We start from the raw sequence: 12,630 nt of genomic DNA, 5'->3' as shown, positions 1-12,630 counted from the left end.
GGCGGCAGCGTTCGACGGTGCGTTGATCTCAGTTCGTGCGGCTGCGCTTCTTGGCTGGAGATGACTTTCCTGCCGCAGAAGTCTTGCGGCCCGCTGGCTTGCCGGCTGTCGCGCCCTGCCCCTTGGATGCCGTTGCCGACTTGGCCTTGGGTGCTTTCTTCGTCGCCGACTCGTCGGCAGGCGCCGACTGGCTTTCCATCGTCCCGCCGCCGCGCTTGCGCTTGGATGAAGAGGGCGCACGCTCCATGGCCGCATGGGGCACGAACAAGCTGCTGTCGCTGTCGTCCATGGGCGTATCCAGCGGCGCGAGCATGGCTTCGAGGCGGCCTCGGCGGCGTGAGCCCGAACCGTTGGCAGTGCTGGGCGCACCGGCCGGATGCAGGGGATCGGCCACCATGCGGAAGTCGATCTTGCGGCCATCCAGATCGACGCGGCTGACCTGCACCAGCACGCGGTCGCCCAGGCCGTAGCGCTTGCCGGTACGCTCGCCGCGCAGCTCGTTGCGGGCTTCGTCGAAACGAAAATACTCGGCGCCGAGCTCGGAAATGTGAATCAACCCCTCAACGAACAGGCTGGTGAGCTGCACGAAAATCCCGAAGCTGGTGACCGCGGTGATGGCGCCGACGAATTCCTCGCCGAGCTTGTCGCGCATATACCAGCACTTGAGCCAGCTCTCCACGTCGCGCGTGGCCTCGTCGGCCCGGCGCTCGTTGGCCGAGCAATGCTGGCCCACGGCCTCCCACACCATGACGTCGGCCGATGAGGTCTTGGTGCGCTTGGGCACGATATCCTCGCCCGCCTTGAGCTTCGCCTGCGCCGCCTTGGATTTGGACTGCACGCTGGGCAGCGACAACACCAGGCTTTCGGGCGGTTGCAGCTTGTACTTGCCACCGGCCAGAATGGCCTTGATGGCGCGGTGCGTGAGCAGGTCGGGGTAGCGCCGGATGGGGCTGGTGAAGTGGGCATAGGCGGTGTAAGCCAGACCGAAATGCCCGCTGTTGTGCGGCGTGTAAATGGCTTGCTGCATGGAGCGCAGCATGAGCGCGTTGATCTGCGCTGCATCCGGACGGTCGCGTGCGGCATCCGAGAGCTGCTGGTAGTCGGAGGGTTCCGGGTCGTCGCCGATATGCGCGGCAATGCCCAGGGTCTTGAGAAAACTGCGCAGCAGCGCGAGCTTCTCGGGCGTCGGCCCTTCGTGCACGCGGTAGAGGCCGGGGTGCTTGTTGCGCTCCAGAAAATCGGCCGCGCTGACGTTGGCCGCCAACATGCACTCTTCGATCAGCCGGTGCGCCTCATTGCGGGTGCGCAGCGCGATTTTCTCGATGCGCCCGCTGGCATCGCACACGATCTGGGTTTCCGGCACTTCGAGGTCGATCGCGCCACGCAGGCGACGCGCCTTGAGCAAGGCGGTATACACGTCGTACAAGTGCAGCAGATGCGGCACCAGCGCGGCATTCGCCTGGGCCTCCGGCCCGCGCGTGTTCTCCAGAATCGCCGCCACTTCGGTATAGGTGAAGCGCGCCTGCGAGCGCATCACGGCCGGATAGAACTGGTAAGCCTTGAGTTCGCCCTGGCTGTTGATGAGCATGTCGCTCACCATGCACAGCCGCTCGACCTTGGGGTTGAGCGAGCACAGGCCGTTGGACAGCTTCTCCGGCAGCATCGGGATGACGCGGCGCGGGAAGTACACGGAGGTGGCGCGTTCCAGCGCGTCGAAATCGAGCGGATCTCCCGGCTTCACGTAGTGCGACACGTCGGCGATGGCGACGATGAGGCGAAAGCCGTCTTCGCGGCCGATGCGGACCGGTTCGCTGTAGACCGCATCGTCGAAGTCGCGCGCATCCTCGCCATCGATGGTCACCAGCGGCACGTCGGTGAGGTCGTAGCGGCCTTCGCGATCCTTCTCGCGCACATGCCCGGGCAAGGCTGCGGCCTGCTTCTCCGTCTCGGCGCTGAAGCGATGCGGCACGCCATACTTGCGCACCGCGATTTCAATTTCCATGCCGGGATCGTGCAAGGCGCCAAGCACCTCGGTCACCTTGCCCATGGGTTGGCTATAGGGTGAAGCCGGCTCGGAAATCTCGACACTCACCACCTGCCCCACCTTGGCAGCGCCGATGCTGCTGGCCGGAATCAGGATGTCTTGCGCATAGCGCCTGTCCTCCGGGGCCAACAACCAAATGCCGTTTTCGTGCAACAGCCGCCCGATCACCGGCCGACGTGAACGCTCGAGAATTTCGATCACCTGCCCTTCGGGCCGGCCGCGCTTGTCCTGCCGCACGATCTTCACCCGCACCCGGTCGAGATGCATGACCGAGCGCATTTGCTGCGGCGCCAGATAAACATCCTGCGCACCCTGCTCCGAAACCACGAGGCCATAGCCGTCGCGATGGCCTTGAACAATGCCTTCGACAATCACTGTCAGATTCCTTTTGTTGTTGCTGCGCCGGAGCCGTGAGGCTCGCTGCACAATGTTCATTGCTTGCGCAGCATACTGGACAGCCTTGAATTTCCTGCTAAGATTTGGCGCTTGCCCAGATGGCGGAATTGGTAGACGCACTAGTTTCAGGTACTAGCGCTGCGAGGCGTGGAGGTTCGAGTCCTCTTCTGGGCACCAAGACAGCTTAACGCAACACCTGCAGCAGCCGAAAAGCCCGACAATTCGTTGAATTGCCGGGCTTTTTAACGCCTGAAAACGTTGCTGCAACACGGTGTCGGTCTTAGTCTTACTGTGTCACAAAATGAGTTTTTGCTTGCTCCGCCACAGCAAGGACACTGTCCGAGGCGGGCGAGCAGTGCGTAGCTCAGGCTGCGCCGCAGTGTCGTGATCGAGTGCTCCACGTGCCGCTGCGCGCGCAGGACTGCCTCGGGGGATGTAATCTTTGGGAAGGGCAGGCACTTGGCGTTCGATGAAGTTTTTTTTGCCACCGACGGGCTTGTCGGCAATGAGTCGCTCGGCCATCAGGAACGCGTAGGCCGCGATGCTTAGAGCGGCATGGTGGTGGAACCCTCGCCAGCCGCGGCCCTCGTAATGACCCAGCCCGAAGTCCTGCTTCAAGTCCTGGTCGTCGCGCTCGATGCGCCAGCACTGATGGGCGGCGCTGACCAGTTCGTTGATCGGTGTGTCTTCGGGTAGCGTGGACAGAACGTATTTGCTCGGCTCTGCATCGCCCGCTGGCCACTCGATCAGCAACCACTGAAGTGGGCGCAACCGAGCTTTTCCGGCGTTGCCGCCGGCATGGCGCACACGCAGCGCTGCGAAGCGCCCGCTGAGTGGCTCATGGGTGCCCTCGCGCCAACTGATCGTATGGAACGCCTGCGCCGGCAACGACAGGGCCAGCTCTTTGACGCTCATCGGCTGAAGCCGGGCGGTGCGCCGCGGCATCACAGGCGGGCGGCCCGTGCCGCTGTAGGGCTTGGGTGGCAGCGGCTCAACCCCGGGTGGCCAAACCACGACTGCCGAGGTCACGCCCACGGCGTACTCCAGCCCCATGTCGCTCAATGCCCGCCGGAAGGCGGTGTCCACGCCATAGCCGGCATCGGCCAACACGCAATGGTGCGGCGCGCCTTCGGCCAGCAAGGTGCGCAACTGCGCCAACGCGATCTGCGTCTTCGTGGCGAAGCGCAACTCCTCGGGTACCCCGGCCTGGGCTCTGCGCTTCGGGTCAGCGGCCCAATCCTCGGGGAGATAGAGCTGCCATGCCACAGGGACGCTGCCTTGATCGCATGCCAGCGATACGCTCACCGCGACCTGGCAGTTGTCCTGCTTGCCCAGCATCCCGCAGTATTGACGGGCCACGCCGACCGAATGCTTGCCCTTCTTCGGGAACCCCGTGTCATCGATGATCCACCAGCCGCCACGACTGAAGTCCATCTGCGGCACGACCCATTGGCAGACCCGGCGCAGCATCTCCCGATCCGACCATTCTGCCTTGGCCACGAAGTGGTGCAGCGACTGATGTCGGGCGCTGGCGTGCAGGGGGTCGACCCGTGCGGCCATCGGCTCCACGCTCTTGCGAGTCAGCGGCAGCATCAGCCCCGTGCAGTAGCCCCTGAGCCCCGCGTGACGAGCCGCATGCCCCAACCCCTCGAACAAGTGGCTCAAGTACTGATCAAACCGTTCGCTTGCACCCATCGTTCCTCATCTGAAGAGTGAAGAGGTGGGTATAGTGCCACAATTCTATTGACACAGTAAGATTAGGGCAACGCTGAACAAGTCCCTCCGTGCGCATCGCATCCCTTCCCGATGCGCGGCGCGCTGCATCACGGGAACTGATTCAGCGTCGCCTTAATTCACCGGGGTGAGCTTGGCGATGTTCAAGGCCAGCCATTTCGGTCCGTGGCGCTTGAATCGCACCTGGGCGCGGGCATCAAGGCCCTGGCCTTCGAGCGTGAGAATCACGCCTTCGCCGAACTTGGTGTGAAACACCGATTGGCCCACGCGCAAACCATGGCCCGCAGCGGGCGCGCCGGCGGCCGAGGGCGTGAACGGCACCGCAGGTTCATCGCTCCAGGCCGCGCGCAGGCTGGGCGCGTAGGATGAAGCCGGCTTGCCGGCCTTGGGCGACAGCCACTTCAAGGTCTCTTGCGGCAACTCGTCGAAAAACCGGCTGCGCAGGTTGTAGCGCGTCTGGCCGTGCAGGATGCGGCTTTGCGCGTGGCTCAGATACAGGCGCTTGCGCGCGCGGGTGATGGCCACGTACATCAGCCGTCGCTCCTCCTCCACGCCATCGGCCTCGTTCATCGCGTTCTCGTGCGGGAACAAGCCCTCCTCCAGGCCGGTGATGAACACGGCGTCGAACTCCAGGCCCTTGGCGGCGTGCACCGTCATCATCTGCACAGCGTCTTGCCCGGCCTGGGCCTGGTTGTCGCCCGCCTCCAGCGCGGCGTGGGTGAGGAAGGCGGTGAGCGGCGAAAGGGTCTCGCCCGTGGCGGGGTCGATGGCTTGCAGGTTCTGCAGCGCCTGCTCCGACAGCGGCCGCTCGCGCAGCGCCTCGGCGTCGAGGCCGAAGCCCTCCTGCGTGACGAAAGCGGTGGCGGCGTTCACCAGTTCTTCCAGGTTTTCGACCCGGTCTTGGCCGTCGCGCTCGTTGCGGTAATGCTCCAGCAGGCCGGAGACACCGAGCGCGTGGCGAACAAGGTCGGGCAGGCTCATGGCGGCGCAATCCAGCCGGGCCTTGGCCAGCAGGTCGACGAAGGCCTGCAGACTGAGCGCGCCGCGCCCGCCCAGGGCCGAGATGGCATCGGCCAGCGGCACGGCGCGCAACCTGGCCGCGTCCTGCAACTGCTCCAGCGTGCGCGCGCCAATGCCGCGTGGCGGGAAGTTCACCACGCGCAGGAGAGCGGTGTCGTCCTGCGGGTTGTCGAGCAGGCGCAGATAAGCCAGCGCATGCTTGATTTCGGCGCGCTCGAAAAACCGCAGCCCGCCGTACACCTTGTAGGGAATGGCGGCGTTGAACAGCGCGCCCTCGATCACCCGCGACTGCGCGTTGGAGCGGTAGAGCAGCGCGATCTGGTCGCGCGTGTAGCCCTCGCGCAGCAGCAGGCGAATTTCCTCCACGACCCAGGCCGCTTCCTGATGATCGCTGGGCTGCTCGATGACCCGCACCGGCTCGCCGGCGCCCGCCTCGGTGCGCAGGTTCTTGCCCAAGCGGCGGTTGTTGTGGGCGATGAGGTGGTTGGCGGTGTCGAGAATGTTGGCGTGCGAGCGGTAGTTGTGCTCCAGCTTGATGAGGTGGTGCACATGGAACTCGCGCTGGTAGTCGTCCATATTGCCGACGTTGGCGCCGCGAAAGGCGTAGATGCTCTGGTCGTCGTCACCCACTGCCACCACCGCGCTGGGCTGCGGCTCGCTCGGCCCGGCCAGCAGCTTGAGCCACTGGTATTGCAGGCGGTTGGTGTCCTGAAATTCGTCGATCAGGATATGCCGGAAGCGCGCGCGGTAATGCTGGCGGATCTCGGCGTGGTCGCGCAGCACCTCGTAAGTGCGCAGCAGCAGCTCGGCGAAGTCGGCCACGCCTTCGCGCTGGCACTGCGCCTCGTAAGCGGCGTACACCTCGGCCATCAGCCGGCTCTGGGCGTCGCGCACCTCGCAGTCCTTGGCACGCAACCCCTGCTCCTTCATGCCGTTGATGAACCACAGCACCTGCTTCGGCGGCGCGCGCTGTTCGTCCACGTTCAGCCCCTTGAGCAGGCGCTTCACGGCGGAGAGCTGGTCTTGCGTGTCCAAAATCTGGAAGGTCTGCGGCAGCCCGGCGGTTTTCCAGTGAGCCCGCAAAAAACGGTTGCACAGGCCATGAAAAGTGCCCACCCACATGCCGCGCACCGGCATGGGCAACATGGCCGAAAGCCGCGTCAGCATTTCCTTCGCCGCCTTGTTGGTGAAGGTCACCGCCAAGACGCCTGCGGGCGACACCTGCCCGGTGGAAATCAGCCAGGCAATGCGGGTGGTCAACACCCGCGTCTTGCCGCTGCCGGCACCGGCCAGGATCAGCGCGTTTTCAGGGGGCAGCGTGACGGCGGCAAGCTGTTCGGGATTGAGGTGCAGCAGCAGATCGGACATGGCGTCATTCTAGGAGCCCCACCCTGCGCCATAGTCGTGCCAAGCATGCCCAAGAGCCGGTGCGAGACAATGTCACTCTTTACTTGGAAGAGGTCGCCCATGAGCATGAAAAAAACCGATTTGGTCAAGAATCTGGCCAAAAAGCTCGACGGCAAGATGAAAACCGCGGGCATTCCCGAGCGCTTTGCGCAGGGTGCAGCCGCAGCCAAGCGTGAGCGCCCGACCGGCCCTGCCGCGATCAAATTGGAGCCGGTCACCTGCCGGCTGCCACCGGCACTGGCGCAGCGCTTGCGTGAACGCGCGGTGGCGCATGAAGGCGGCATCCACGCGCTGATGGCACAGGCACTGCAAAGCTGGCTGACCGCCAACCCGGGCAACTGAACCTCGCCCGATCAACGCCGGCCCGAGCATCCTTACCGTTTGATGGATTCCCATGACTGAACTTGCCAAATCGTTTGAACCGCACGACATCGAAGCGCGCTGGAGCGCGCGCTGGGAGGAACTGGGCGTGTTCGCCCCCGCGCTGGACGCCGCCAAACCCTCGTTCTGCGTGCAGCTCCCGCCGCCCAATGTGACGGGCACGCTGCACATGGGCCATGCCTTCAACCAGACCGTGATGGACACGCTCACCCGCTACCACCGCATGCTGGGCGACAACACGCTGTGGGTGCCGGGCACCGACCACGCGGGCATTGCCACGCAGATCGTGGTGGAGCGGCAGTTGCAGGCGCAGGGCATCAGCCGCCACGACCTGGGGCGTGAGGCCTTCGCGCAAAAAGTGTGGGCGTGGAAGCAGGAATCGGGTCACACCATCACCAACCAGATGCGCCGCATGGGCGACTCGGTGAGCTGGGAGCACGAGTACTTCACCATGGACGACAAACTGTCCAGGGTGGTGATGGAGACTTTCGTGCGCCTGTACGAGGAAGGCCTGATCTACCGCGGCAAGCGCCTGGTGAACTGGGACCCGGTGCTCAAGAGCGCGGTGAGTGACCTGGAGGTGGAGAGCGCCGAGGAAGACGGTTTTCTGTGGCACATCCGCTACCCCCTGTCCGATGGCTCGGACAGCGTGGTGGTGGCCACCACCCGCCCTGAGACCATGCTCGGCGACACGGCGGTGATGGTCCACCCGGACGACACGCGCTACCAGCACTTGATCGGCAAGCAGGCCAGGCTGCCCATCACCGGACGTCTGGTGCCGGTGATCGCCGACAGCTATGTGGACAAGGACTTCGTCACCGGCGTGGTGAAGGTGACGCCCGCACATGACTTCAACGACTACGCGGTGGGGCAACGGCATGGGCTGCCGATGCTGAGCATTCTGACTAAGGATGCGCGCATCATCGATAACAATCCAGCGACCGTCTCGGAAGGATGGGATAAGTACCGCGCCGAACTGCATCCTGGAGTCAAGATCAGCTCAGGGACAAGTGACCAGCCGTTAGCCACCGACGCTGGCATCCCATCGCAATTGCAAGGCCTCGACCGCTTCGAGGCGCGCAAGAAAATTGTCGCCCAGCTCGAAGCCGAAGGCTTGCTGGTCGAGGTGAAGAAACACAAGCTGATGGTGCCTCGCTGCGCCCGCACCGGCCAGATCGTCGAGCCCATGCTCACCGACCAATGGTTCGTCGCCACGACCAAACCCGGCGCGGACGGCAAGAGCATTGCGCAGAAGGCCATCGACGCGGTGGCCGGCGGCGCGGTGAAGTTCGTGCCCGAGAACTGGGTGAACACCTACAACCAGTGGATGAACAACATCCAGGACTGGTGCATCTCGCGCCAGCTCTGGTGGGGCCACCAGATTCCGGCCTGGTATGGCGAGAACGGCCAACTGTTCGTCGCCCGCAGCGAAGATGAAGCCCGCGCCAAGGCGCAGGCCGCCGGCTATACCGGCGCGCTGCAGCGTGACGAGGACGTGCTCGACACCTGGTATTCCTCCGCGCTGGTGCCCTTCTCCACCATGGGCTGGCCGGAGCCCACGCGCGAGATGGACTTGTTCCTGCCATCGAGCGTGCTGGTCACGGGCTTCGACATCATCTTTTTCTGGGTGGCGCGCATGATCATGATGACCACCCACTTCACCGGCAAGGTGCCGTTCAGGCATGTCTACATCCACGGCCTGGTGCTGGACGCGCACGGCAAGAAGATGAGCAAGAGCGAAGGCAATGTGCTCGACCCCGTGGACCTGATCGACGGCATCGATCTGCCCGCCCTGCTCGACAAGCGCAGCAGCGGCCTGCGCCGCCCTGAAACCGCGCCCGCCGTGCGCAAGGCCACCGAGAAAGAATTCCCCGAGGGCATTCCGGCCTACGGCGCGGACGCGCTGCGCTTCACTTTTGCCTCGATGGCCACGCTGGGCCGCAACATCAACTTCGACACCAAGCGCTGCGAGGGTTATCGCAACTTCTGCAACAAGCTGTGGAACGCAACGCGCTTCGTGTTGATGCAAGTCGATGGCCTGAGTGACTTCGATCGTGGGATGGACCAATGCAATGACGGCAGCGACCCCCACGCTCGCGATGGCTCGCTGCCCCCCGGGGAGGCTATCGCCGCCTTGGGACGGCCCGGCGACGGCGGCTGCGGCCCCGAAGGCTCTATGCATTTCAACGCGGCCGACCGCTGGATCGCCTCGCTGCTTCAGCGCACTGAGCAGCAGGTGGCGCAAGGCTTTGCCGACTACCGCCTGGACTTCGCTGCACAGGCCATCTACCAATTCGTGTGGGACGAGTTCTGCGACTGGTATCTGGAAATCGCCAAGACCCAGATCGCCACCGGCACGCCCGCGCAACAACGCGCCGCGCGCCGCACCCTGGTGCGCACGCTGGAAACCGTGCTGCGCCTGGCCCACCCCATCATGCCCTTCATCACCGAAGAGCTGTGGCAGACGGTGGGCCCGCTGGCCGGGCGCCGCGGCGCCAGCTTGAGCGTGGCACCGTATCCGCAGGCGCAGCCGGGCAAAATTGACGAAGCAGCGGAAGCCGAGATTGCCGCCTTCAAACAACTGGTCGACGCCTGCCGCAATCTGCGCGGCGAACTCGGCGTGTCGCCCGCACAGCGCCTGCCGCTGCTGGCCCGCGGCGACGTGGCGCTGATCGAGCGCCACCGCCCGGCTCTGCAGGCGCTCGCCAAGTTGTCGGAAGTAAGGGTGTTTGCCGATGAAGCGGCATGGAAAGCGGCCACGCAGTCGGCGCCAACAAGCGCCTTGGGCGCGACGCAGTTTGCCCTGTTCGTCGAAGTGGACGTGGCTGCCGAGCGCGATCGCCTGGGCAAGGAAGTGCTGCGCCTGCAAGGCGAAATCGCCAAGGCGCAAGGCAAGCTGGGCAATGCCAGTTTCGTCGACCGCGCCCCGCCCGCCGTGGTGGCGCAGGAACGCCAGCGCATGGCCGATTTCCAGACCCTGCTCGCCAAAGTGCAGGAGCAGCTCGACCGCCTGCAGGTTGCTGCCTGAGCCGGCGAGGCTGCTCTCGCGTCGACGCCAAGCAGCCAGCATTCCGGGGGTTCGATTTGTCGCATGCCGCCGCTATGCTGCAGTGATCCACAACCTTCTGTCCGACCATGCCACCCGTCATCACCAAAGCCGTCTTCCCCGTCGCCGGTCTCGGCACCCGCTTCCTGCCCGCCACCAAGGCCACGCCGAAGGAAATGATGCCGGTGGTCGACAAGCCGCTGATTCAGTACGCGGTGGAAGAGGCTTACGCCGCCGGCATCACCGAAATGATTTTCGTCACCGGCCGCCACAAGCGCGCCATTGAAGACCATTTCGACACCGCCTACGAACTGGAACACGAGCTTGAAGCCGCTGGCAAGACCGCCATGCTGGAGGTCGTGCGCAGCGTCAAGCCGGCCGAAGTGCAATGCGTGTTCGTGCGCCAAGCGGTGGCCAATGGCCTGGGCGCGGCGGTGTTGTGCGCCGAGCGGCTGGTGGGCAATGAGCCTTTCGCCGTCATCCTGGCGGACGATTTGCTGGTGGGCACGCCGCCGGTGATGGCGCAGATGGTGGAGATTCACGGCCGCCATGGCCGCAGCGTGATTGCCACCGAAGACGTGCCGCGCGAGCACACGCGGCGCTACGGCATCGTCAGTGGGCAGGAGATCACGCCCGGCCTGACCTCGCTCACCGGCATTGTCGAAAAGCCGGCGCCCGAGGTGGCTCCGAGCACCCAGGCGGTGGTCGGCCGCTACATCCTCAGTGCCCGGGTGTTTCATCACCTGCGCAACGGCAAGCCCGGCGCCGGTGGCGAAATCCAGCTCACCGACGGCATCGCCGCGCTGCTGGCGGAGGAGGCGGTGTACGCCTACCGCTACCAAGGCCGCCGCTTCGACTGCGGCAGCAAACAGGGATACTTGGAGGCTACGGTGCAACTCGGCCTGGCCCACGCGGAAACCGGGGCAGCGTTCGCCGAATACCTCAAGGGACTGAAGCTCTGAGTTGAGCCGGGCTGGCTTGCGGCCGACCTTTCAACGCCGGCGCATCACATGCGCGATGGAATTGGGTTCCTGCTTCTGTTCCACCAGTTCGTTGCCGGTCTGCCGGGCGAAGGCCTGGAAGTCGCGCACCGAGCCCGGGTCGGTGGCCAGCACGCGCAGCAACTGCCCGCTTTGCATCCCGGCCAGCGCCTTCTTCGCCTTGAGAATGGGTAACGGACAGTTCAGGCCGCGCGCATCCACCTCCATGTCCACCTCCATGTCCACCTTGTCCACCGCTGCGCTGTCGCTCATGTCGTCCCCTCGTCATGGTTTGTTCAATGGATTGATTTTAAAAGTTCAATCCACCCATGCCGGTTTCGGCAGCACAATGACCCTGTCCCCACCCTCCTTGTGCCGATCATGGGTTTGGCTTCCTGGTTCAACTTTCCGGTGCGCGCCGGTCGTTCCTCGGCCGGGCTGAATTTCACCGCACTCAACGAGCAGCAGATCCTGAGCCTCGCCATTGCGCTGGAGGAAGACGACGCGCGCATCTACAACACCTACGCCGACACCCTGGCTGCCGACTACCCCGACACCGCGCAGTTGTTCCGCGGCATGGCAGCCGAGGAGGACGGGCATCGCCACCGGCTGATCGAGCTCTACCGCCAGCGCTTCGGCGAACGCATTCTGCTCATCCGGCGGCAGGACGTGCGCGGCTTCATCGAGCGCAAGCCCTTGTGGCTGATGCAGCCGCTGGACCTGGAAACCATACGCGCTCAGGCCGAGTTGATGGAGGCCGATTCGCGGCGCTTCTACGCCCAGGCCGCGCGCCACACCAGCGACGCCGCCATCCGCCAGCTGCTTGGCGATCTGTCCGCCGAGGAAAGCAAGCACGAGTCGAAGGCCGAAACCCTGGGCGACCGCTTCATCACGCCCGACACCGTGCACACCGAGCGCGAGACCCAGCGCCGCATGTTCGTGCTGCAGTTCATCCAGCCGGGGCTGGCGGGGCTGATGGACGGCTCGGTCTCCACGCTGGCGCCGCTGTTCGCCGCGGCCTTCGCCACGCACAACACCTGGAACACCTTCCTCGTGGGTCTTGCCGCCGCCATCGGCGCCGGCATCAGCATGGCGTTCGCCGAGGCCTTGTCGGATGATGGCGCCCTCACCGGACGCGGCAGCCCGGTGCTGCGCGGCGCCGTCACCGGCTTGATGACCACGCTGGGCGGCCTGGGCCACGCCCTGCCTTACCTGATTCCGCACTTCGCCACCGCCACCGCGCTGGCGTTCGCGGTCGTGGCCGTCGAGCTGGTGGTCATTGCCTGGATCCGCAAACGCTATATGGAGGCACCTTTCGCTCTGGCAATTTTGCAGGTGGTGGTCGGCGGGCTGCTGGTGTTCGCCGTCGGCATCCTGATCGGCAGCGCCTAGGGCCGGCAGGTTTTTTCTTCACCGGCTTGACTTCCGCCAATATTTCTATAATCATAGAAATATGGAAACGAACCAAGCTCTCAGCGCATTGGCCGCCCTGGCACAAGACTCGCGTCTGCGCGTGTTCCGCACTCTGGTTCAGGCAGGACCCGCCGGCATGGCCGCGGGGCAAATCAGCGAGGCCACCGGCATCGTGCCGTCCTCGCTGTCCTTCCATCTCAAGGAACTCA

At 64.8% G+C, this 12,630-nt stretch carries 9 protein-coding genes and 1 tRNA gene; 6 read left to right on the top strand and 4 right to left on the bottom strand.

Going from position 1 to position 12,630, the window contains the following annotated elements:
- Positions 1 to 28 precede the first annotated feature (28 nt).
- Positions 29 to 2,419: a ribonuclease R gene (gene rnr / locus ACYCUK_RS05910; protein ID WP_461593895.1), complete on the bottom strand. Its 2,391-nt coding sequence runs from the start codon at positions 2,417 to 2,419 to the stop codon at positions 29 to 31.
- Between the two features lie 113 nt (positions 2,420 to 2,532).
- Between rnr and ACYCUK_RS05905 the strand changes: the two genes are divergently transcribed.
- Positions 2,533 to 2,617: transfer RNA gene (locus ACYCUK_RS05905), tRNA-Leu, on the top strand.
- Between the two features lie 117 nt (positions 2,618 to 2,734).
- Here ACYCUK_RS05905 and ACYCUK_RS05900 read toward each other — a convergent pair.
- Together ACYCUK_RS05900 and ACYCUK_RS05895 are read right to left on the bottom strand one after the other, a co-directional pair.
- The gene (locus ACYCUK_RS05900) at positions 2,735 to 4,135 is read right to left on the bottom strand and encodes an IS701-like element ISCARN42 family transposase (protein ID WP_461593894.1); all 1,401 of its coding nucleotides are present in this window, start codon (positions 4,133 to 4,135) and stop codon (positions 2,735 to 2,737) included.
- A gap of 153 nt (positions 4,136 to 4,288) precedes the next feature.
- Positions 4,289 to 6,562: a UvrD-helicase domain-containing protein gene (locus tag ACYCUK_RS05895; RefSeq protein ID WP_461593893.1), complete on the bottom strand. Its 2,274-nt coding sequence runs from the start codon at positions 6,560 to 6,562 to the stop codon at positions 4,289 to 4,291.
- Positions 6,563 to 6,661: 99 nt separating this feature from the next.
- Here ACYCUK_RS05895 and ACYCUK_RS05890 point away from each other — a divergent pair, with 99 nt between their 5' ends.
- The 3 genes from ACYCUK_RS05890 (at position 6,662) to galU (ending at position 10,990) form a co-directional block, all read left to right on the top strand.
- Entirely contained in the window at positions 6,662 to 6,943 is a 282-nt protein-coding gene (locus ACYCUK_RS05890) for a hypothetical protein (RefSeq protein ID WP_461593892.1), read from the top strand.
- A gap of 52 nt (positions 6,944 to 6,995) precedes the next feature.
- Positions 6,996 to 10,010 (top strand): valine--tRNA ligase, encoded by a 3,015-nt coding sequence (locus tag ACYCUK_RS05885; RefSeq protein WP_461593891.1) that lies wholly within the window; start codon positions 6,996 to 6,998, stop codon positions 10,008 to 10,010.
- A 107-nt stretch (positions 10,011 to 10,117) separates the two neighbouring features.
- A complete protein-coding gene (gene galU, locus ACYCUK_RS05880) occupies positions 10,118 to 10,990 on the top strand; it encodes a UTP--glucose-1-phosphate uridylyltransferase GalU (RefSeq protein WP_461593890.1) in 873 nt (290 codons plus the stop codon).
- Between the two features lie 30 nt (positions 10,991 to 11,020).
- Here galU and ACYCUK_RS05875 read toward each other — a convergent pair whose 3' ends face one another.
- Positions 11,021 to 11,248, bottom strand: coding sequence for a sulfurtransferase TusA family protein (locus ACYCUK_RS05875; protein WP_461593945.1), 228 nt, complete (start codon positions 11,246 to 11,248; stop codon positions 11,021 to 11,023).
- Between the two features lie 141 nt (positions 11,249 to 11,389).
- Between ACYCUK_RS05875 and mbfA the strand changes: the two genes are divergently transcribed.
- Positions 11,390 to 12,400, top strand: a complete 1,011-nt coding sequence (gene mbfA, locus ACYCUK_RS05870) for an iron exporter MbfA (protein WP_461593889.1) — start codon at positions 11,390 to 11,392, stop codon at positions 12,398 to 12,400.
- Between the two features lie 61 nt (positions 12,401 to 12,461).
- Positions 12,462 to 12,630, top strand: a 169-nt coding sequence (locus ACYCUK_RS05865) for a helix-turn-helix domain-containing protein (RefSeq protein WP_461593944.1), incomplete at its 3' end; no start/stop codon positions are given.

The organism is Thiomonas sp., assembly GCF_054608695.1.
The sequence above is the reverse complement of the archived record's forward strand: the minus strand, read 5'-3'. Positions and strand labels throughout refer to the sequence as shown.